This window comes from Planococcus maritimus, assembly GCF_001687625.2.
Classification (GTDB): domain Bacteria; phylum Bacillota; class Bacilli; order Bacillales_A; family Planococcaceae; genus Planococcus; species Planococcus maritimus.
In genome coordinates this window covers 184,882-204,800 of sequence record NZ_CP016538.2, presented here as the reverse complement: position 1 = coordinate 204,800, position 19,919 = coordinate 184,882, and the positions used below count along the sequence as shown (strand labels likewise).

Below are 19,919 nucleotides of genomic sequence, written 5' to 3'. Positions count from 1 at the left end.
CTTGTTCACTCCTGTCTTATCTTTTTTCATCGATCATCATGCCCGTAATTTCGGCCATCGAGGCGTACATGTCCAAAAACTTCCGGTTCGGAATTTCCCGCAGTACTTCATCGGTTTTGGTGTCAATCACTTGCACGTAATATACTTCCAATTGCTCGTGCAGCTGGAATTTAATATTGGTTTCAGTTGGCACTAAAAATTCGTTCATGACGGCGACTTTATCCGTCACCATTTCTTTTGTGATAGTTTGAGCGGGTTCTTGGAATTGATTTTTTTCAGGGATTCTCGTTTCTTTTGCAACAATCGGATCTATTTTGCTGGCCTCTTGAAGATGTGGCATTGATTGATTAGTGACTTCCATGACGACACTCCCCGTCTTCTCAAATCGATCTAAAAAGCTCTCTATCCTTATTATCGGCACGATCCTGGATTTTTTTAGTACAGAATCAAAAAAATAAGACAAGCCCGTAAAGAGCCTGCCTTATCTTATGTGAGTTGCGTATAAAATTTGCTGACGCCTTGCGTCCAGTGGTTGTTGAGGCCCGTCGGATCGTTCGCCGCACCGACCGGAGCATATTTTGCACCGATTTGTGCGATGCTTTCCTTGCCTTGGTTCAAATAATTCTGCCGCAAATTGCGTGCCATGTCGTAAATGCTATCTGCCACCGATTCATAGCTGCGAAGGCCGTTTTTGCCCATCATGCCAGCGATATTGTTTTTCTCATTCGCCGCACGTGACGAGCCGTTTCCGGTTTCATGTACCGCAATCGCAGACAAAAGATTCGGGTCGATATCGTATTTCTTGCCGGCTTCGATGAAATGCACAGCGGTGCCGCTCAATTTCCCGTCGAGCTGCCCATCGAGTTTCAAAAACTGGACCGGCCGAAACTTCAAATCACTTTGATCCGTAGCGCTTGTGGCCACATCTTTATGCTGCATCGTCAGATTCGCGACAGCCGGATTGTACGAAGAGCTTGCCGGCGTCATGAAAGACAAGCTGTTCGCAGCCGGCGCTTGTTGAGTTGGCATTTGCTGTGACTGCATTTGCTGGACATTCTCCATCATCGCTGCCATCAACATCATCATAAACGCCCCCGGCCCCGCCATCCCGGGCATTTGGCTGTTCGCCGCTCCACTTCCATTTGTTGCTGACGTCTGCTGAAGCGAACTCATCGCCGACTGAAACAGCCAATTTGAATTGATCGGCCCCATCATACTCTTCCACACCTTCCGTTTCCATTTATTCGTTTAGTTTACAAGAAGATGTTGGAAAAAAGAATAGGCGTATTGGTGGTAGGCTTTATATAAAGTAGTTTTATTTGGAATGAAAGCTGTGACTTTTTCCATGCTCTATACATGAGCTCGTGAAGTAAAAAACTTGCGTTTGAATGCTTTGTTCTATTTTGCACAAGACACTTTAAATTCATATAATTATTAAAAGACTTCTCTAGATAAAGGAGCAGATAAACGTATGGAAGAAATGATGTGCGGGAAATTACTCGGAGATGGCTGCTTAACAAAGCAGACTGGAAGAAAACCTAGGTTTCAGTTTACTCATGCTCTGACTGATAAAGACTGGTCAGAACATTGCTTCGAAGAACTTTCAGAATTCTATCCACTAGCTCCTCCAAAATATAAGAGAGTAATAGACTCAAGGGTCGCTCAAGGATTTACAGAATGCTATGTAGTTCAATCTCGCACTTCTCAGGAATTAAATGCTTTGTATGAAACATGGTATCCTCGCGACAAAAAGGAATTACCCTTCGCTTATATCGAACAGCATTTCACCGAAAGATCTTTGGCTTGGTGGTATCAAGATGATGGCCATTTAAATCAGCGAAACGGGCTAGTAAAAAAAAAATTATTCTTTCTACTGACAGCTTCTCTCCTTCAGAAAACCAGTTTCTCATTGATTTGCTCAACAGAAAATTTGGTTTCACCTTTTCTATAGATGGCCAGAATCGCCTTATTCTCTACGATCAATTCCAGATTAACTATTTCTTGAAGCTGGTTACACCATATATCCATGGTTCAATGGCTCGAAAAAAGCCATTTCAAAGAAATATGAGACCTATAGCGAAAAGGTCAACTATCTATTTACCTGAAGATTTAATTCTTAAAAAACCGACTTTTGAAATCAACAATCAGTACGAAAAGTTGGCTATCCTGCAGGCACTCCTTCAAGATCACACTAATTTCTTCAAAATGGCTAACTCCGTAAAAAGTATGACCACTCATACAAAGCCATACCAAATAGAAATCAATGAAAGATATAAAACCCAATTAATCAAATTAAAACTTGAGATCGGATTGAACATCAGTCAGATTACCAATCATTGTTTCCGCATATAAAAAAGGGCTGCCGATTTCGTTGGCAGCCCTTTCGTTATAAACATTTTAACCTTTCAAATCCACCGATCCACCAATATGCGGCTGCACGGATTGTTCAAGCATCTTCACAACACTCGCGCTATTCGTTTCAGCTTGATCCATCGCTTTCTTGGTCACTAAAACACTCGCTTCCTGTCGTACATTCAACTGGCTGAGTGACATCGATAAAGCGGCGATATCCATAGGAACTCCCCCTTGTGAACTTGCTTATAAAAAAAGGAGCCTAAAATCAGGCTCCTTTTGATGTTTAAAATTAACGTAGCAATTGAAGAACTTGTTGCGGAGCCTGATTTGCTTGCGCCAACATTGCTTGTGATGCTTGTGCAAGGATCGAGTTCTTTGTTTGTTCCATCATTTCTTTCGCCATCGTGCGAACATTTACTTTCATAAATGACTAGACTATATCTTCACCCTCTAAACTAGTAGGGGCCGGGCACTTCGGATCAATCAGTGCTGATGGACACTGTGTCACCTACGGATTTCATCACCATAGCTTTCGCCTTAGATGGTCTATCCTAGTCGTTGAACCTTCTCCACTCTTTCGAGACAGGAGCTTGGCTGCTGATTGCCCAATCTTTTATTTTCTAAAGCCGTCACGCTTGTCGTTTCCAACTACGTTGTGGCAATAAAAGCTATCAGGACTTTCCAGCAATTCACCCGGTCGTAATCTCTGATCGTTACCAATCAGGACGACTGTACCTCTGCTCGCTTACGCGGCTTCGGCATAATCAACGTCGCGGATTCTTGATTCCGCTGCTGTGATATTTTCTGCTGATGTGTTTAAGTTGTTAATTGTGTGGTCCAAACGGTTTTGAGTTGCTCCTAAGTTAGAGCGTTCAGAAGATACAGTCTTGAGTGCTGTATCAATCGATTCTAATGCAGCTTGGGCGTCTTCAAAAGTTCCCACATGTGATGTATTAAGTGCCAAGCCAGTAGTAGACATATCGTTAATAGACAGGCTTAATGTTTCACCTTTATTAGCACCAATTTGGAATTGTGCTTGTGCACCAGTGATTTCTACTTTTGTAGTACCTAGTGAGGCTCCTACATAATCAGAATCTGTAGCTACAGTTAAAGTAGTGACCCCAGTACTTTTACCTTGAGCATCAATTTGCTTAAACTCGATAAAACCTTCCCCGGCTTTATCAGTACCTTTAGCAATTTCATTTCCAGCAGCATCTGCAAGTGTATATACTCCAGCCGCTACAGTAATATCATATTCTCCCGCTGCTATTCCTCCAGAAGTTTGAATTGAAGTAACTCCTGTAACAGCCAATGCTGTAGTTTCAGTAACATCACTATCAACTTTCGCTCCAAAGTTACCATTTAATAGTTTCTGAGTATTAAATGTTGTCTTATCAGAAATACTGTCAATCTCTTCTTTTAATTTACCGAACTCGTCATTGAGCGCTTTACGGTCATCGGCTGTGTAAGTACCGTTTGAAGATTGCACAGATATTTCGCGCATGCGTTGAAGTATGTCTTGCGTCTCACTTAAAGCACCTTCTGCCGTTTGGATAAGAGAGATACTGTCTTGAGCATTTGTTGAAGCTTGCTCTAATCCGCGAATCTGTCCGCGCATTTTTTCAGAAATTGAAAGTCCAGCTGCATCGTCTGCCGCTTTGTTGATACGCATACCAGAAGATAATTTCTCCATGCTGTCCATTTGTGCGCTTTGTGCTGAACCCATTTGGCGGTGCGTGTTAAGTGCTGCGATGTTGTGATTGATAATCATTGTGTATTACCTCCGTGTAATGTTTTTTATTTTTTGCAAGCGCCCAAATCCGTTTGGACTGCCTTACACTCTATTTATCGGTAGGCGTTTTAAAATGTTTAGCTTTTTTCTAAAAATTCCTAAAAACTTTTTGGAATTGTTTTATCTTAGTATTTAAATTCTCTAAAGTACCCAATAAAACCTGAAGCAAGCTCAATTCTGAGCCCGCTCCAGGTTTTATTTTTTCATCTTCAAAAAATCACTAATATCAATGACATTCGACACCGCGTTCTTATTCTCTTCCTGAATCTCCAAGTAAATCTCTTTCCGGTGAATCGGAATTTCTTTCGGTGCGGAAATCCCCAGTTTGATGAGGTCGCCTTCGATGGAAGTGACTGTAATTTCGATATTGTCGTCGATGACGATCGATTCGCCGACTTTGCGTCCGAGTACGAGCATCGCTTACACCTGCCTTGCCGCTTGTTGGAATAGCGGATGTTTCACTTGGTAGTTCGCGTTGTTGAGGACGATTTGCTTGCCGAGCTGTTGTTTGTTATTGATGACGACCGGCGCTTTCAAGTTCGCGGTCGCGTCTCCGATTTGTTTATTCGGCGTGACCGTCACCAAGACAATCGCCGCAGACGGGTCTTCCAGTTTTAATTGCCCAGTCAAAGTGTCATCGAGCTTTACTTCATAGTCCGGCAAAAAGACGAACGGATCTGCCATGAAAAAGCTGATTGCTGCGTGTTCTGTGGACTGGAGGAAAAAGAACGGCGAGTCGCCTGATGGGTCTGCCGGAAGCAAGACGAATGTCGTCTCCTCTTCAAATCCCGGAATGCCGCGCTCGAATGTTAAGAGGCGATCGTCTTCAAGTTCGAGTTCGCCGAATTGTTCAGTTTGGATTTTCATCGCTGACTTCCTTTCTATATGAACCTGATTTAACCTGCTTCTATATGAGCCATCTCGTGCATGCGCAAACGCACTAAAGCTTGCTCGCCTTCAATGCCTTTTAGTTCCGCGGTAAACGACTCGATTGATAAGCCTTGCCCTTCCAACAGCTTCGCTACGTCCGGCTGTTCAAACAGCGCTCGGCTGATGATCACTTCGCCCGCATCTCCTTGCCCTTGCACGCGCGCCGCTAGATTTACGGTGCGGCCGAAATAATCGAGTCGGTCGTTTGAGTTGACGGCGATGGCCGGCCCGCTGAATAAGCCGACTCTTAATAGCAGTGTATCATGTGTTTGTTCGTTAAAAGCACCCAGTTGTTCCTGAATCGCGAGTGCCGCCTTCACACCATCTGCGGGTTTTGAGAACACCGCCATGACCGCGTCCCCAATCGTTTTGACAACACTGCCGGAATTTTGCTTGATGTGCTCGGTCAAGAAGTCGAAATGGCCACGCACGCGTCCGTAGGCGTTGGCGTCTCCCGCTTCCTCGTAAAGTGCGGTCGAGCCTTTGAGATCCGTGAACAGAATCGTTACATGCCCAATGGCGATCTTTTGCCCCGGCGCCAACACTTCTGACGAAAACAAATCACGGAATTCCTGCATGGCGGTCACTTTCGCCGCCGTCACCGTTTCCTTGCTCCAGTCGGCGTATTCGAGCGCCACGACGATGTCTTTTTCGCTGTCGTTGACGATGGCAATATCCGCAGCTTCCTGAGAGGATTCGGCCCAGCCGGATGCTGTGTAACGGAAAGCACCGGTTTGGCCGATTCGGATTTGGTCATTTAATTGCAAGACACGCAAGCGCATCGGCGTATCGCCTGCGACCGGCTTAAAACTGACCGATTGCCCTGCCCGGACGATGCGCTGTGCGATGACATGCGGCGTGATAAGCGGGCTGCCGACGCAATACACTTCTGCGTAAGCGGTGCGCACGGTCGGATGCACTGAGAAATGCAATTCGACGGACTGGTCGAAATTCGCGTCGTAAGCAACGCCGCACAAATCGCAATGAAAGCTTTGCTCGAGTTCCGATAAGCTGCGGTGATTGTCCTTGGACACGCGGCAGTTCGGGCAAATGACGTGCCAACTTAGTTCCAATAAGCCGGTTTTGGTGGCATAGAGCATGCCCCGCAACACTTCTTCCATCGGCATGTTCCACAGTTTCGCTAGATTTTTCGGCACGATCTCTGCCGCGTCTTGTTCAGTGCTGTTGTTGAGGTAATGCTTCAAACGTGCCGCGAATTCCGGGGCGACCGGATACTTGGTCAACTGCTTGCTTAAGCTCTCGAGTTGTTCGGTATTCACTTTCGGTGCGCGTTGGTTTGTCCTTGGTGCTTGTTCAATCTGTTGCGGCTCGTAATCGTCCAAAAACGCCATGATTTTCTTTAGCGCCGGCACTCCCGTTGCCTGGATGCCGACATAGCCGAGCACATTCTTCGGAGAAAACTCCGCCGTCAGCCGGACTTTCGTGCGCGGTTTTTCGCCTTCGCTTACATCAAAGAATTCCAGCGTCAATATGTAATAATTGAGCGGCCCGTCTAGATATTGCCGTTCGGTCGTGTAATACTCCAGCTCCTGCCATTCAAACGGCAGTGATTTCCACGTCATCGGCACGACGCCCATCACTTTCGCTGCCGCTTCCCGGTAGATCAAGCCGGTCGCTTCTGTTTTATTCGGCTGAAATTTCACGGGAAACAAGCCAATCGCATCGTTCAAGCGGTTGTTATCCGCTAGCAGCTCCCACGCCGTCTGCCGGTCGACCGGATATTCTTTTTCAATGATGTAATGCTTTGATTTCAATGTCATCTTCACTCACTCCTATGTCAACGCAATCGCCAAGGCCAAGAACAATAGATGGAAAATCTGATCCGCTACAATCGTTAGCCATTTGCTTTCCGACCCCGTGGCCATTTGAATGCGCCTGACCCAAAACGCGACAAAGCGCCGCCGGTCGAGCACCACATGGCTCAAAAATACGAGCGCAAGCGCCGATAGCGATAAGCCCCCGGCAAACGAGCCGAACAAGGCGATAACGGCCGTGTACACGGTGACGTGCGCGAGCAGTGGCAGCCATTTGGTCGCCTTGTATTGCGCCATCCACGAAGTCTGCAGCAAAAAGTCGCCGACCAAATGGCCCAGCAGTAAATAATCGAACATGCTCATATTTGGTATCTCCGCTCTGTTTTATACGTGCTTAAATCGTAATCGCATTCTTCCAAGATGGCGATCATCGCATCGACCACTTCCGCTTCGAACAACTCCCCGCGGCAGCGCACGAGTTCTGCGGCGCCTTGTTGCGGAGTGAAGCCATTGCTATAGGAACGCACCGTGGTCATTGCATCAAAGGTATCGGCCACGCTGACGATGCGCGCAAACAAGGGAATCGCCTCCCCTACAAGCCCTTCTGGATAACCGCTGCCATCTAAGCGTTCGTGATGGGATTTCGCCGTCGCCACCGCCTGCTCCATCGCGCGCCTCGGCTCCATGTTTCCGAGAATCCCCGCACCGATTAAGGTATGCTGCTGGATGGTGCTGTATTCTTCTTGCGTCAAGCGCCCGGGCTTTTGCAGTAATTCGTCGCGAATGCCGATTTTCCCGATATCGTGAAGCAGCGCCGCTTTATACAATTCTTCGCATTCATTTAAAGGCAGCCCCATTTTCTGGGCGATCCATAATGAATAATTCGCGACGCGCCCCGAATGGCCGGATGTATAGGGATCGCGTGCATCGAGCACGGTCGCGAGCGTACGGATCATGCTAAGGAGCATCCGGTTGAGCTCATCGTACATTTGGCTATTGTGAAGCGCGAGCGCGGATTGATGCGCCAACGCTTCTGCCAAGCGCAAATCCTGTTCGGTGAATCCTTCCCCGTCTCGCTTATTGAGCAATTGCAGCGAGCCGAGCGATTGGCCTTTGATGATTAATGGCACTGTCATTAAGGAACTTGTGTGGAATCCGCTCTCCCGGTCGATGCGCCCGTTCCAATCGGCATGCGTCGAGACATCCCCGATTCGTTCCGCCTGGCCGGTTTCAAGCACTTTCCAGACGATGCCTTGCCCTTGTGGCATGGTCACATCGAGAATCTCCGCGGCGGCTGGGCCGAATGCAGAAACGGCTTGCAATTCTTGCCCTTCTGCATCCACGATCCACAAAGTGCCCGCTTCCGCGCCGATCACGTGCATCATCTGCTGGAGGATGTGGTCGAATACTTTATCCAGTTCGAGATGGGAATTAAGGTCTTTCGCAGCATCCCATAATGCTATCAATTCCTGAATGCGCTGTTCCAATTGTTGTATGTCGTTCATGAATGGCCTCCGCTATTTTTACTTTGAAATCAGACGCCAACCGCTAGTTTGTGACCTCGTGACAGTCCATGTATTGTGGAGCCTGGATGAAAATCACGGCTCGTGGTGACGATACTAGGCATTTACTCGTTGGGCTTCTCTTTTATTATCGGCTATTTTCACAAAAAATTTACTAAAAAGACGTAAAAAAACCAGACCTCCTGAGGGCCTGGTTGTTTACAGCGTTACGATTCAATTTTCTCCAAGCTTTCTAGCGCTTGTTTGACGGTTGCATAAGCATCTGCCGACGACAATTGAATGCCCGAGCGGACGATGGTTTGCACCAAATCTGGCCGCAATCCTGCCACGACGACGTGAATGCCCATTAAGCTGAATGTGCTGCCGATATGGTGGATCGCTTCTGCGGTTTGGTCGTCAATCGTCAAGACGCCGGAGAAATCGGTGATGACGTGATAGACGTCCATTTCCGCAATGCGCGGGATGACGTTCGTCAAAATGTGATTGACGCGATAGCTGTCGAGATAGCCAATGAGCGGCAAAACGACGACATCATCCGCAACTGGGACGACCGGCGCCGACAAGGCAATCATCTCGCTTTGCATTTCCGCTTCGTATTTTTCCTGCAGTCGCTCAAACGCAAAGAAGGTCTCGTTCAGGCTGACATCAAGCAAAGTGTTGATGCGCTTGATGACCCGCGCATTTTCTTCCAGGCTAAGCCCGAACTTCACGCTCAACTCCGTGAACAATTCTGCCATGACGACGCGCGTCGGCGGATAACGCACGACGATTTCGGAGATCTTGCCGCCAGATGAGACTTGCATCTCGGCATTTTTCTTGCTCCACTCGATCAATGCATCCGGCACGTCCAGGTCGGCTTCGTTACCGAGGGTTTCCCCAAGATGGCCCAGCAATTCTTCGTACATTTCAACCGCCCGCAAGCTCTCCGCTGCCGGGATATCCTGGTCGATTTTCGCAAGCACCCGGTCGACTACTTGTTCAGCAAGCGTCCGCGGGCTCGCTGTGATATATCCGCAAAACTCCGTAAATGAAGACATTTCGCCTGCCACCTTTTCCAATGAATTGCCTTCAGTATACCATTTTGTATAAGGGCAGGCACGCCGATTTGACCATATACATGACAATGACATACTGTTGTAACAAAACCCCGCCTAATGTTTCAGGCGGGGTTTTCACATACTTATTGAATCTTAATCGTTTTGCGGATCGCACTCATCGTACCGAGGTGGAGCGCATCGTGTGAAATCATGAATGCCAAAACTTCACCGAGCGTCTCCATGCCGATAAACGGCTCGAGCAATTTGCTGTCGAGCTTGCCGGCTGTGATGTGTTCGATCTGGTCGGGCTGGTCGCGCAGCACTTGCTTAAGCTCTTCAAGTGATGGTACGTCGCCTTCCCAGTCCTGCGGCGATGTGCCGCTGGCGAATAATTCTTTGTAGCGCTCTGGCAATAATGGAGCTGTATCGAGTGATTTTGAGACGAAGCTGTCGATCCCTGTCGCCAAATGTCCGGCATTCCAGCGGATGGAGTTGCGGAATGGCGCCGGCATTTGGTCTGCTTCCTCTTCGCTCACTCTGTCCAATAGTTTAATGATCATGCTGCGCCACGTTTTCCATTGGCGGAACATCAATTCTTCGTTCATTTTATCGCCTCCCGAAATATGAATATCCCCATTTTAGCGTTTTTACCAGAATCGAAGCAAAACTCCCGCCTCATCGCCATTTTTTCACAAGATCAGAAAGCTAACCATTTTTTGGTAGATACTTTGCGTTTTATGTCTTAAAAGCTAATTCTATAAATACTTCTTGTGAATTAAGTCACATCAGATATACTTTAATTACCACAATTTTAAGGGGGAGCATGTTTGAACTGCAATAATTGTTCTGTCCAGTCACTGACTTTTGATATTCGCCTAAGCGGTGAATTAAACCATTCCATTATCCCCATTGCCATAGATCACTTAGAACGCCAAGGCCTTGAGGTCTCTTTGAAAGGCAGCCGGCTGCGCCTGAATGAGTTCGGCGCACGTGAATTTTTAAGTTTTTGCGAGGATCTGCTGGACACCGATTCGGCGGAATTCCGCATCAACCGAGAAGACTACCAGCCGATCGCACATATGCGCCACGTATTCGAAATGGAATGGATTGATGAAGTCATCCAAAACGAGCGCATCGTTTCCCATTTCCAGCCCATAGTCGACGCACAGCGCAACGTCTTTGCCTACGAGATGCTCGCTCGCTTCCACGATGCCGACGGGCAAGTTATCTACCCGAATGCCATCTTCCCCGCCGCCAAAAGCCGCGGCCGCTTGTACGCGCTCGACCGCGTCTGCCGCATGACCGCTGTCCGGGCAGCCGGCCAATTGTCTGGCGAAAAAGCGTTCATCAATTTCATTCCGACCTCGATTTACTCGCCGGAATTTTGCCTGCGTTCGACCATTGAACTGGCCCAGCAAACTGGCGTCGATCCAAACCAATTGGTATTTGAAGTCGTGGAATCCGAGAAAGTCGACGATTTGGAACATTTGAAGCGCATTCTCGGCTATTACAAATCGAGAGGTTTCCAATATGCGCTTGACGATGTCGGCGAAGGCTATAGCACCGCCGAAGTACTCGATGAACTAAAGCCGCATTTCATGAAACTCGATATGCAATACGTGTTTGGCGTCGCTCAAGACGCTGAAAAACAGCTGGTTGCAAAAAGCTTCTTGGATAAAGCCCGCGCTGCCGGCTCTACGCCGCTTGCAGAGGGCATCGAAACCGAAGAAGATTTCCAATGGCTGAAAGCACAAGGCTACGAATTGTTCCAAGGCTATTATTTCGGCAAACCCGCCGCAGCCCCGCTTACCGCTAAAGCTGTATCATAAATTAGAAAGAGGAAGAGACCCATTCGTCTCTTCCTCTTTTTTAGGATGAAAATTCATCCGCATATTGGACCACACCGCTCACGCCATTCAACGCTCCCGGCAGTAGTTCCATCGCCATGAAGGCCTCTTCGGGAACTTCAAACGGCGCTTGGATATTCCAGCGACTCGCTCGTTCGAAGCCAAATTTCGGGTAGTACGCTGGATGGCCCAGCACAATCACGGAGGAAAAGCCCAGTGGTTTCGCACGTTCGAGTGACGCCTTGATCAATGCGCTTCCGATACCCTTTCCTTGGTGTTCCGGCAACACTGAAACAGGAGCAAGCGCCAAGGTCTCGAACGCCTTTTGTCCATCTAGAATTTGTGCTTTTGTCAGCATAATATGGCCAAGTAATTCGCCATTTGAGCGTTTGGCGGTCAATGACAGTTCCGTCACGTAAGCCTTGCTGTTTCTTAAGCGTTTTACTAGCTGATGCTCCGTCTGATCGCTAAGCTCCTCGCCGGCAAAGGCTTGCCGAATAAGTTCTTCTACTGATTCAAATTCTGATGCTCGCTCTTGATCGATGATTAGTTCCATTCTACTTCACCTACTCTAAACTTATTGTTTGTTGGCAATGGCCTTTTGTCTTGTTGCAGTTAGAAGAGTACAAAGAGCCGTGCGCTTTATTCCTGCTTGTCCACAGGCATGCTCTTAATATGCAAATCGCGCTGAGGGAACGGGATTTCGATTCCTTGCTCGGCAAACAGCCGGTTGATGCGGAAATTCAAGGCGCTTTTCGTGACGATGACTTGGTTTGAGTTATCGATCCAGACCATCAGCTCAAAATCGAGCGACGACTCGCCGAATGCCGAAAAATTGACGAATGGCTCCGGGTCTAACAACACGACACCGCCTGCTTGCTGTTCTTCTTGCGCCGCCTGCAGCAGCACTCGCTTCACTTTTTCGGCATCTGTTCCGTAAGCAACCCCAACCGGGACGACAAGCCGCATGCGCGGATCGCCATACGACCGGTTGACGACTTGCTCTTCGAGGAAATACGAGTTCGGGACAATGACGTGTTCATTGTGAATCGTCTTAATGACGGTCGAACGCATTGAAATCTTGTCGACATCGCCGATCAAGTCGTCGATGATGACCCGGTCGCCGACTTTAATCGGCCGCTCGAACAGCAAAATGATCCCTGAAATGAAGTTCGAGGCGATGTTTTGCAAGCCAAAGCCAATCCCGACACCCAGCACGCCCGCGAACACCGTCAAGGCGCTTAAATCCAAGCCGACTGTCGTTAAACTGACGATGATCGCAATCGCCATGACCGTATAGTGGAACATCCGGTCGAATGTGTAGCTCACGCCCCGGTCTAAATGATAGCGATGATAGACATTGGGCAAAATATAACGTGTGATGATTTTCGATGCCCGGTTGGCAAACGATACGATCAGCACCACAAGAATCAGCAGAAACGCGGTGATTTCGACATTGCCGACTTCAAAGAGCCGGTCGAACATCCATCCCGAATCGGAAAAATAAAAAATCATGAATAGCAAAATCCCATAGGTCGTGGCCCAGTTCAGTAAGATGCGCAGCACAGGGTCGATATGGCGGAAAATCCGCTTTTTGCTTAACCGGCGCGAGATCCCAAGCACCACTCCCCTAACCAGGAAAATACACGCCACGTAAAATAGAAACAATAACACTTCGGTCCACTCAATTTGCACGAATATATCGTACCAATGTTCCGTCAGCTCGTCTGGTTGAATCGCCAATAGCATGTCCACACCTCCTTCCTGCTTTTAGCCACATAATCAATTTTCTTCGTTCCCGACAAAGTACTGGTCTTTCCGGTAAGACACCCCGTCAATCGTCGCAATGATGTCTTCTCCGCGCAGCACATCGACACGGTAAAAGCCGACGCGGAAATTGCGCTTCGTCTCAACGGCACGCGCCGTCAAAACATCCCCTGGCCTTGCCGCCTGGATAAATTGCGCAGTGGTCGATAAGCCGACCGACGCTTTACCGTGGGCATTGCTTGCGACCGATAACACATGGTCCGCGAGCGCATAGATGACCGCACCGTGCGCCGTTCCGTAAGCATTGACCATATGTTCCTGCACGACAAGCTCCGCTTCAGCCACTGTTTCTTCAAACTTCGTCAAGCGGATTCCGAGCGACCGGGCGTATGGATCATCTGCCACTTTGTCGCGGATTTCTGCGTAATGCTGTTGGTGAAGCGCTTGTTCATCGATTCGTTTGGACATAAGAGCCTCCTGTTGGTGATTTCGTTAGCTGCGCTGCAACGGCCTCCGCCAAATGCGTGCGCGTATCAGCCAATCGTTCTTTCAGCGCTTCATTGTTCCAGTCATCTCCTGTGTAAAAACTCGCGAACGGTTGATGTTGGTTTCTCGGCACGATGTGCAAATGAAAATGCGTCAACTCATCGGCCCCTCCGCCGTTTTGCGTCTGCGTGATGCCAAATGGTGCGTACAGTTCACGGATGGTCCGGCTCATCACTTGCGAAGCTTGTAAAATGGCCATCGCCGTTTCGTCATCCATGTCATCGATAAAACGGTAATGCTTTTTGGGCAAAATGAGCACATGCCCTTCGTTGAATGGATCGTGGTCTAGAAAACACGCCACCCGTTCGTTTTCATAAACCATGTGTACCGGCAGCTCGCCGTTTGCCAGACGGCAGCCCAAACAATTTGTTTCTCCGCTCATATTCCCACCCTTTCGAAACGGCCATGCCGCTATTGTTTTCTCCATTATACAAGCAAGATGTATCCTTGAAAGGAAAATCTAACGTCTTTTCATGCTATGTCCTATACTAGTAGGCAAGGAGGGTTAATATGATTCGCATTCTCGCAGTAGACGACGATTTACCTATGCTCCAGTTTGTCGCTGGAGAGCTCCGGCAACATGGCTTTGAAGTGATATCCGCTGAAAATGGTGAGCAGGCTCTCGCACGTTTGGAACAGCAGACAGTAGATCTCGCGATTGTCGATGTCATGATGCCAGGAATCGACGGTTTCGAATTAACCGAACGCTTACGCACAGACTACGATATCCCGGTCATCCTCTTGACAGCGCGCCACCATATCGAAGACAAAGAACGTGGATTTCTCGCAGGATCCGACGATTATTTGGTCAAACCGTTCGAGTCTAAGGAATTGCTGTTCCGTGTCAAAGCTATTTTGCGCCGTTACGACCATCCCGAAAACAATACCCTTACGGCGGGGTCTTTAGCGATTGACTTGAAAAGCTATGAACTGCGCTCACCGAACGGCTTGTCATTCATTCCATTAAAGGAATTCGAGTTACTTGCCTTGCTCGCCTCCAAACCGCGCCACGTCTTTACAAGAGACACCATTATCGAAAGTGTGTGGGGGCTCGATTTTCAAGGAGATGAGCAGACCATCAATGTCCACATCAAGCGGTTGCGCACAAGGCTCGAACAATTCGCGCCGGATGTCAAGATTGTCACGGTGCGCGGCGTCGGCTATAAACTGGAGGCCGAGTCATGAGCTTGTACGTCAAATTCATCTGGTTCACATTCCTGACGATGCTCATCAGCAGCGCTATCTCATTTTTCGCGATGAACACGTTGTACCACCAATTTTTGAAAGAAGACAATAACGACAAAAACCTGGCGATTGCCGAATCGTTTGCCCGCCATTTGAACAGCCTGCCGCCGAACCAAGTGGAAAGCACACTCGAAGTGCTCGGCGACGCCGGCTATCAATTGTATTTGACCGACGGCAACGATGTTTCGCGCTTCGGCGGTGAATTTCGCGATGAAACGATCGCCCAACAGGACGTCCAGCACGTGCTCGGCGGTGACACCTTTAACGGTATCCGTGATTTTCCGCGCCAAACTTTCGTCACCGGCTTTTTCGCTAATGAACTAACAAATTCCATCGGCGTCCCGGTGACGCTCGGCGGCGAATCCTATGCTTTATTTCTGCGTCCCGACATCGAGCTATTGTTCCAGGAACTCCATCTGTTGTTTGGCGGTTTAGCTGTAGGGATCGTGCTGTTAAGCTTTCTCGGCATGTTGCTCGTCGCTCGTTTATTGATCCAACCGATCACGAAACTGACCGAAGCGACCGAGAAAATGGCGACGGAAACCTTCGACGTGCCGCTGGCAATCGACCGGCGGGATGAAATCGGCCGCCTCGCCGACCAGTTCCTGTTGATGCGTTCGCGCATTGAACAGTCGACCGTCAAGCGCAAGGAATTCGTCCATAACGTCTCCCACGATATCCAGTCACCGCTCCATACGATCCAAAGCTATCTCGGCTTGCTGGAGAAACCGGGCATCAGCGATTCTGACAAGCAGCACTACGCGGACATTATCCGCGAAGAGACGGCGCGCCTGTCTCTATTGACGACGCAACTCTTGACCTTGGCATCGGTCGACAAGGAAACGCCAGAAGCGCTCGAAACCGTAGCACTCCACGAACAATTACACGCGACGCTCAGCCATTTGCGCTATGCGTTCGACAACAAAGAACTGGCGCTGTCTGCACAGCTCACCCCAGCTTATACGCCAGGCAACGCGGTGCTGCTTCAAACCGTCTGGGAAAACCTGTTGACCAATGCGGTGAAGTACAGCGAACAGGGCGGCTCGGTCGACGTAACCCTTACGCAAAGCGAGAACCATATCCGTGTCACGGTACGCGATCACGGCATCGGCATGACAGAGGACGAAACGAAACATGCTTTCGAACGCTTTTACCGCGCCGACCAAGCCCGCACCCGCGGCCAAAAAGGCTCTGGCCTTGGCCTATCGATCGCTAAGGAAATCATCGAGCTCCATGGCGGAAGGATTGACCTCGACAGCACATTAGGTACCGGCACCACCGTCACCGTTATTCTTCCAGCCTCATCATCTGTATAGACTCAAAGCCCTCCAAAACTGGAGGGCTTTATTTATTCCAAACTGTCAACGCCCGTTCACCTTCCATTCATCTTGCCTCTGTAAACTGAAGCTATACCAAAACGGAGGCGAACAACGTGAACTTAGCATGGAAAGAAATGAAGAAAAGCAAAACAAAATTCGTGATTCTTGGATCGATCGTCTTTTTGATCAGCTTATTGACCTTCATCATCTCAGGGCTCGCGAATGGTTTATCTCAAGACAATGCCGCCTTGATCAAAAACTTGCCGGACGGCGCGATCTATATGGAAACGGCAGCGGAAGAAACCCACGCCTTGTCCGCGATCGACATGGAAACACAGCAAGCAGTTCTATTGGAAAAAGACGGCGCATTTGCATTCTCTATCCAGATGGGCTTTTTATTGAATGAACAAGACGAACAACAAAGCGTCGCATTCGTCACATCGACCAGTTCAGCTGAATTTCCCGACGTATCAAAAGATGAAATTATCCTCGACCGCTCTCTCGAAGAACAAGGCATCAAGCAAGGCGACACTTTCACTAACAGCCAATTCAGCGGCGAATTTACCGTAGCAGGCTTTTCAGACGGCGTGAAATACAGCCATGCACCTGTCGCTTTTGTTCATCCGAATAATTACGCGGAAATGTACCGCACGGAAGACCTGCAAATGCTGTTCGTCCCAGAGGCGGCAGAACCCGGGGCAATCGCCGGCTTGCAAAGCTTCTCTGTGGATGAATTCCTCAACACCTTACCCAGCTATAGCGCAGAGCAATTATCGCTGTCCATGATCGTTTGGTTTTTAGTGGTCATCAGTGGCATGCTATTCGCGATTTTCTTTTATATGATGAACATCCAGAAGCTCGGGCTGTACGGCATCTTAAAAGCGATTGGCGTGAAGACTGGCGCCTTGTTCCGGATGATCTGGGTGCAGATGCTCGTCATTACTGCGATCGCGCTCACTTTGGCCATCGTCCTCAGCCAAGTATTCGAAATCCTGGCACCAAGCGGCATGCCATTTTACTTGCCGATTGGCACCACGCTTCAATTATCCGCGGTGTTCTTTGCCATTGGGTTTGCCGGAGCGACACTGTCAGGCTTTCAAATCCGCAAGGCCCAACCGCTTCAAGCCATTCAACAAGGAGAGGGATAAGCATGATTTTTTCAACAAGCAACATCAAAAAGAGCTTCACGACTGGTGAAGTCTCGGAGGAAATTTTAAAAGGCGTCGACTTGACGCTGGCGGAAGGTGAAATTACGGCCCTTGTCGGGTCATCCGGCTCCGGCAAAAGCACGCTGCTGACAATCGCGGCGGGGCTTCAAACTCCGTCATCTGGCGAAATTCATTTTGATGGCCAAGACCTTGGCGCGCTGAGTCCAGAAAAAACCCGCCAAATCCGCGCGGAATCGTTCGGCTTTGTCTTTCAATCCTCTCACCTCGTGCCATTTCTCACGGCCGAAGAGCAATTGCTGCTCATGCTCGAGACGGCCGGCTCCCCGCTTTCGACAAAACAACAACGACAAGAGGTCGAAAAAATACTGGATGAGGTAGGCATGGGCCACCGTAAGACTGCCTATCCCGCTTCGATGTCTGGCGGGGAAAAGCAGCGCATCGCCATTGCACGCGCGATTGTCCACCAACCGAAGATTTTGTTCGCGGACGAACCGACGGCAAGTTTGGACTCCACCAAGTCGCGCGAAGTAATGGAATTGCTTCAGAAACTGACGAAAACACTGAACATCGCCACTTTGATGGTCACTCACGAAGAAGACCTGCTCACCTATGCAGACCGCGTCCTCACTATGAAAGACGGCCGCTTGGCGTAAAAAAGAGACGGCTGCGGCCGTCTCTTTTCTGTCGTCTACTCTTCTGTTCCCTCTACTCCAGTTCTTTTATTTGCCGCGTCAATTCCACAAAGCGCCGATCCAGTTCGCTATAGCCTTTATCTTTCGGCTGCATAAAACTGAGTTTCCCGAGCACGGCCTGGCGCTCGGTTTCGAGTTTCAGCCGCAGTTCACCGCTGCTGCCGAGCGAGGCTTGCGGAGCCGCTTTCCCGAGCTGTTTGCGAATGGTTCCATCTGCAAACACCAGCTGGCCATCCGTCGCCTTGTCCAGCAAATAACGGTCATGCGATACAACGAGAAGCGTCCCCCGATAATCCGCCAAAGTCGATTCCAATTGTTCACGCGATGGCAAATCCAAATGATTGGTCGGCTCATCGAGCAAGAGGGCATCTTTGTCCTCTAAAATGAACTTCATCAATTTGCATTTGACCCGCTCCCCCATGCTCATCTCCCGAATCGGCTCATGCCATTGTTGTTGGCGGAAGCCTAAATGCTTTAAGAGGTTCTGCACGCGGCCACGATCTTTGTAGGTGATTTGTTCAAACAATTCCGCTGGCGTCTGCTCCAGCGGCAAATCAAAAACGTCTTGCGTCAAGTAACCGATAGAGGCGGATGGCGAAAGCCACAGCTCCCCGCCGCTTACCGGTTCTTCGCCCATGAGTATTTTCAAAAACGTCGTCTTGCCGCTGCCATTTGCGCCAGTCACGGCAAGCTTTTCTCCGTGCTGAACCGTAAAGGAGGCGTTGGCGAACAACGGCATCTCCCCGAACGATTTTCCGGCATTTTTAACTTCTAAAAAGCGTTTGCCTACTTTGGAATTGGGACGAAAAGCGAACTCTACCGTATCGTCAGCTTCCACTTTGTCGACTGTGGCCGCTTCCAATTCCTTCTCCAGCCGCTTTTGTTTGGATTTCACTTGAGCGTCCATGCGTTTCGCTTTGGCCCGGTAATATTCCTTATAGCCTTCCTGTTTAGTCGATTGGGCATGCGCCGATTCGGACCAGGAAGACAGCTGCTTCATCTGGTTTTCAATCCGCGCAATATGCTTTTGCTGGGTCTCGTAGGCATGTTGCTGACTTTTTCGCTGCTGTTCGCGGAATTCCATATAGTCGCTGTAATTGCCGCTATGGCTATAGACCTTGCCGTTTTCAATGGACCAGATTTTCGTCGCCACGCGATCAAGAAAATAGCGGTCGTGCGAGACGATGGCGATGGCCCCTGGGTAAGCCTTTAATTCGCGCAGCAAATGCGCCGTGCTTTGTGCGTCCAAATGATTGCTTGGCTCATCCAATAGCAAGAGATCTGCAGGTGCTGCGAAACCTTTCGCAAGCCTCGCCTTGAGCTTTTCCCCTCCACTCAATTGGGCAAAATCGCGCAGCGGCACTTGCCATTTCTTCAACAAAGCTTGTTCCGCTGCCGTCACGTCTTGAAACGCGTAATCGGCCAGTTCCTGTTCGACTGTCCGTATGCTCATGCCCGGTGAGCCGTGAATGATTTGCCCACTGGCCGGTGTGAGGTCTCCGGCAAGCAAACGCAAAAGCGTCGTTTTCCCAGCGCCGTTTTTTCCGATAATGCCGATACGGTCGCCATGCTGGACGTTCGCACTCAACTCCTCAAATAAAGCTTGTTGTTCAATTTCCACGGATATATCTAGCAATTTCATCAGGTCTGTCATGCAGAACCACCCCTTCGTCTATCGACAGGGAGAATTAAAAAAATCCTCCCAAATCTAAATTTGGAAGGATTAGCCGGTACATTTACGTGCGCTGAATAAACAGCCTCACCGTATGGTAGAAATGGGCAGACTAATCCTATGTTTTTGCCTTCGAAATTCACTATTTCAAATGACTAAAAATATAGGTTAGTTACGCATTGTCCACCCATCAACTCGTTTCGTTTCAGAATTGAATTGATTTTATCACGCAAGGGCCCCGCTTGCAACT

General features: G+C 49.0%; 22 protein-coding genes and 1 pseudogene. 6 read left to right on the top strand and 17 right to left on the bottom strand.

Annotation, left to right across the window (positions count from 1 at the left end; all coding sequences use genetic code 11):
• Positions 1-16: 16 nt before the first annotated feature.
• Both flaG and BBI11_RS01105 read right to left on the bottom strand, forming a co-directional pair.
• The gene (gene flaG / locus BBI11_RS01110) at positions 17-361 is read right to left on the bottom strand and encodes a flagellar protein FlaG (RefSeq protein ID WP_068459814.1); all 345 of its coding nucleotides are present in this window, start codon (positions 359-361) and stop codon (positions 17-19) included.
• A gap of 125 nt (positions 362-486) precedes the next feature.
• The gene (locus BBI11_RS01105; protein ID WP_237150301.1) at positions 487-1,227 is read right to left on the bottom strand and encodes a glucosaminidase domain-containing protein; all 741 of its coding nucleotides are present in this window, start codon (positions 1,225-1,227) and stop codon (positions 487-489) included.
• Positions 1,228-1,471: 244 nt separating this feature from the next.
• Between BBI11_RS01105 and BBI11_RS01100 the strand changes: the two genes are divergently transcribed.
• A complete protein-coding gene (locus BBI11_RS01100) occupies positions 1,472-1,951 on the top strand; it encodes a hypothetical protein (RefSeq protein WP_068459810.1) in 480 nt (159 codons plus the stop codon).
• A gap of 446 nt (positions 1,952-2,397) precedes the next feature.
• Here the strand turns inward: BBI11_RS01100 and BBI11_RS01090 are convergent, their stop codons facing one another.
• The 10 genes and pseudogenes from BBI11_RS01090 to BBI11_RS01045 form a co-directional block, all read right to left on the bottom strand.
• Positions 2,398-2,574, bottom strand: coding sequence for a YjfB family protein (locus BBI11_RS01090; RefSeq protein ID WP_068459806.1), 177 nt, complete (start codon positions 2,572-2,574; stop codon positions 2,398-2,400).
• 70 nt (positions 2,575-2,644) lie between these two features.
• Positions 2,645-2,758 (bottom strand): annotated as a pseudogene (locus BBI11_RS01085) (flagellin); the annotation flags it as partial.
• Between the two features lie 342 nt (positions 2,759-3,100).
• On the bottom strand, positions 3,101-4,126 hold the full coding sequence (locus tag BBI11_RS16700; RefSeq protein WP_068459804.1) for a flagellin N-terminal helical domain-containing protein: 1,026 nt from the start codon (positions 4,124-4,126) through the stop codon (positions 3,101-3,103).
• A gap of 216 nt (positions 4,127-4,342) precedes the next feature.
• Positions 4,343-4,564 (bottom strand): carbon storage regulator CsrA, encoded by a 222-nt coding sequence (gene csrA, locus BBI11_RS01075; RefSeq protein WP_058382099.1) that lies wholly within the window; start codon positions 4,562-4,564, stop codon positions 4,343-4,345.
• A 3-nt stretch (positions 4,565-4,567) separates the two neighbouring features.
• Positions 4,568-5,014, bottom strand: coding sequence for a flagellar assembly protein FliW (gene fliW, locus BBI11_RS01070; RefSeq protein ID WP_068459802.1), 447 nt, complete (start codon positions 5,012-5,014; stop codon positions 4,568-4,570).
• A gap of 29 nt (positions 5,015-5,043) precedes the next feature.
• The gene (locus BBI11_RS01065) at positions 5,044-6,858 is read right to left on the bottom strand and encodes an adenylate/guanylate cyclase domain-containing protein (RefSeq protein ID WP_068459800.1); all 1,815 of its coding nucleotides are present in this window, start codon (positions 6,856-6,858) and stop codon (positions 5,044-5,046) included.
• 12 nt (positions 6,859-6,870) lie between these two features.
• The gene (locus BBI11_RS01060) at positions 6,871-7,215 is read right to left on the bottom strand and encodes a DUF3307 domain-containing protein (RefSeq protein WP_068459798.1); all 345 of its coding nucleotides are present in this window, start codon (positions 7,213-7,215) and stop codon (positions 6,871-6,873) included.
• Entirely contained in the window at positions 7,212-8,357 is a 1,146-nt protein-coding gene (locus BBI11_RS01055) for a GAF and HD-GYP domain-containing protein (RefSeq protein WP_068459796.1), read from the bottom strand. Before BBI11_RS01055 ends, BBI11_RS01060 begins: the two co-directional genes overlap by 4 nt.
• 224 nt (positions 8,358-8,581) lie before the next feature.
• On the bottom strand, positions 8,582-9,412 hold the full coding sequence (locus BBI11_RS01050; protein ID WP_068459794.1) for an STAS domain-containing protein: 831 nt from the start codon (positions 9,410-9,412) through the stop codon (positions 8,582-8,584).
• Between the two features lie 143 nt (positions 9,413-9,555).
• Entirely contained in the window at positions 9,556-10,017 is a 462-nt protein-coding gene (locus BBI11_RS01045) for a DinB family protein (protein ID WP_068459792.1), read from the bottom strand.
• A 222-nt stretch (positions 10,018-10,239) separates the two neighbouring features.
• On the opposite strand from BBI11_RS01045, the gene BBI11_RS01040 reads away from it, so the two are divergent.
• Positions 10,240-11,241 carry an EAL domain-containing protein gene (locus BBI11_RS01040; protein ID WP_068459790.1) on the top strand — a complete coding sequence of 334 codons (1,002 nt, stop codon included), beginning with the start codon at positions 10,240-10,242 and terminating at the stop codon, positions 11,239-11,241.
• Positions 11,242-11,281: 40 nt separating this feature from the next.
• Here the strand turns inward: BBI11_RS01040 and BBI11_RS01035 are convergent, their stop codons facing one another.
• The 4 genes from BBI11_RS01035 to BBI11_RS01020 form a co-directional block, all read right to left on the bottom strand.
• Positions 11,282-11,815: a GNAT family N-acetyltransferase gene (locus BBI11_RS01035; RefSeq protein ID WP_068459788.1), complete on the bottom strand. Its 534-nt coding sequence runs from the start codon at positions 11,813-11,815 to the stop codon at positions 11,282-11,284.
• 86 nt (positions 11,816-11,901) lie between these two features.
• Entirely contained in the window at positions 11,902-13,008 is a 1,107-nt protein-coding gene (locus tag BBI11_RS01030) for a mechanosensitive ion channel family protein (protein WP_068459786.1), read from the bottom strand.
• Between the two features lie 33 nt (positions 13,009-13,041).
• Positions 13,042-13,494 carry a PaaI family thioesterase gene (locus BBI11_RS01025; protein WP_068459783.1) on the bottom strand — a complete coding sequence of 151 codons (453 nt, stop codon included), beginning with the start codon at positions 13,492-13,494 and terminating at the stop codon, positions 13,042-13,044.
• Positions 13,475-13,954: an HIT family protein gene (locus BBI11_RS01020; protein ID WP_068459781.1), complete on the bottom strand. Its 480-nt coding sequence runs from the start codon at positions 13,952-13,954 to the stop codon at positions 13,475-13,477. The genes BBI11_RS01025 and BBI11_RS01020 overlap by 20 nt, the downstream gene beginning before the upstream one ends.
• 128 nt (positions 13,955-14,082) lie before the next feature.
• Between BBI11_RS01020 and BBI11_RS01015 the strand changes: the two genes are divergently transcribed.
• The 4 genes from BBI11_RS01015 (at position 14,083) to BBI11_RS01000 (ending at position 17,958) form a co-directional block, all read left to right on the top strand.
• Positions 14,083-14,757 carry a response regulator transcription factor gene (locus BBI11_RS01015; protein WP_083388960.1) on the top strand — a complete coding sequence of 225 codons (675 nt, stop codon included), beginning with the start codon at positions 14,083-14,085 and terminating at the stop codon, positions 14,755-14,757.
• Positions 14,754-16,133: a sensor histidine kinase gene (locus BBI11_RS01010; protein WP_068459779.1), complete on the top strand. Its 1,380-nt coding sequence runs from the start codon at positions 14,754-14,756 to the stop codon at positions 16,131-16,133. Before BBI11_RS01015 ends, BBI11_RS01010 begins: the two co-directional genes overlap by 4 nt.
• A gap of 116 nt (positions 16,134-16,249) precedes the next feature.
• Positions 16,250-17,284 (top strand): ABC transporter permease, encoded by a 1,035-nt coding sequence (locus BBI11_RS01005; RefSeq protein WP_068459777.1) that lies wholly within the window; start codon positions 16,250-16,252, stop codon positions 17,282-17,284.
• Between the two features lie 2 nt (positions 17,285-17,286).
• Entirely contained in the window at positions 17,287-17,958 is a 672-nt protein-coding gene (locus BBI11_RS01000) for an ABC transporter ATP-binding protein (protein ID WP_068459775.1), read from the top strand.
• Between the two features lie 52 nt (positions 17,959-18,010).
• Here BBI11_RS01000 and abc-f read toward each other — a convergent pair whose 3' ends face one another.
• Positions 18,011-19,651 carry a ribosomal protection-like ABC-F family protein gene (abc-f, locus tag BBI11_RS00995; RefSeq protein WP_068459773.1) on the bottom strand — a complete coding sequence of 547 codons (1,641 nt, stop codon included), beginning with the start codon at positions 19,649-19,651 and terminating at the stop codon, positions 18,011-18,013.
• Between the last annotated feature and the right edge of the window lie 268 nt (positions 19,652-19,919).

What these genes read in the sequence shown, in the direction of transcription:
- flaG (WP_068459814.1), bottom strand. Translation starts at nt 361, where the DNA reads ATGGAAGTCACTAATCAATCAATGCCACATCTTCAAGAGGCCAGCAAA.
- BBI11_RS01100 (WP_068459810.1), top strand. Translation starts at nt 1,472, where the DNA reads ATGGAAGAAATGATGTGCGGGAAATTACTCGGAGATGGCTGCTTAACA.
- BBI11_RS01090 (WP_068459806.1), bottom strand. Translation starts at nt 2,574, where the DNA reads ATGGATATCGCCGCTTTATCGATGTCACTCAGCCAGTTGAATGTACGA.
- BBI11_RS16700 (WP_068459804.1), bottom strand. Translation starts at nt 4,126, where the DNA reads ATGATTATCAATCACAACATCGCAGCACTTAACACGCACCGCCAAATG.
- csrA (WP_058382099.1), bottom strand. Translation starts at nt 4,564, where the DNA reads ATGCTCGTACTCGGACGCAAAGTCGGCGAATCGATCGTCATCGACGAC.
- fliW (WP_068459802.1), bottom strand. Translation starts at nt 5,014, where the DNA reads ATGAAAATCCAAACTGAACAATTCGGCGAACTCGAACTTGAAGACGAT.
- BBI11_RS01065 (WP_068459800.1), bottom strand. Translation starts at nt 6,858, where the DNA reads ATGACATTGAAATCAAAGCATTACATCATTGAAAAAGAATATCCGGTC.
- BBI11_RS01060 (WP_068459798.1), bottom strand. Translation starts at nt 7,215, where the DNA reads ATGAGCATGTTCGATTATTTACTGCTGGGCCATTTGGTCGGCGACTTT.
- BBI11_RS01055 (WP_068459796.1), bottom strand. Translation starts at nt 8,357, where the DNA reads ATGAACGACATACAACAATTGGAACAGCGCATTCAGGAATTGATAGCA.
- BBI11_RS01050 (WP_068459794.1), bottom strand. Translation starts at nt 9,412, where the DNA reads ATGTCTTCATTTACGGAGTTTTGCGGATATATCACAGCGAGCCCGCGG.
- BBI11_RS01045 (WP_068459792.1), bottom strand. Translation starts at nt 10,017, where the DNA reads ATGAACGAAGAATTGATGTTCCGCCAATGGAAAACGTGGCGCAGCATG.
- BBI11_RS01035 (WP_068459788.1), bottom strand. Translation starts at nt 11,815, where the DNA reads ATGGAACTAATCATCGATCAAGAGCGAGCATCAGAATTTGAATCAGTA.
- BBI11_RS01030 (WP_068459786.1), bottom strand. Translation starts at nt 13,008, where the DNA reads ATGCTATTGGCGATTCAACCAGACGAGCTGACGGAACATTGGTACGAT.
- BBI11_RS01025 (WP_068459783.1), bottom strand. Translation starts at nt 13,494, where the DNA reads ATGTCCAAACGAATCGATGAACAAGCGCTTCACCAACAGCATTACGCA.
- BBI11_RS01020 (WP_068459781.1), bottom strand. Translation starts at nt 13,954, where the DNA reads ATGAGCGGAGAAACAAATTGTTTGGGCTGCCGTCTGGCAAACGGCGAG.
- BBI11_RS01015 (WP_083388960.1), top strand. Translation starts at nt 14,083, where the DNA reads ATGATTCGCATTCTCGCAGTAGACGACGATTTACCTATGCTCCAGTTT.
- BBI11_RS01010 (WP_068459779.1), top strand. Translation starts at nt 14,754, where the DNA reads ATGAGCTTGTACGTCAAATTCATCTGGTTCACATTCCTGACGATGCTC.
- BBI11_RS01000 (WP_068459775.1), top strand. Translation starts at nt 17,287, where the DNA reads ATGATTTTTTCAACAAGCAACATCAAAAAGAGCTTCACGACTGGTGAA.
- abc-f (WP_068459773.1), bottom strand. Translation starts at nt 19,651, where the DNA reads ATGACAGACCTGATGAAATTGCTAGATATATCCGTGGAAATTGAACAA.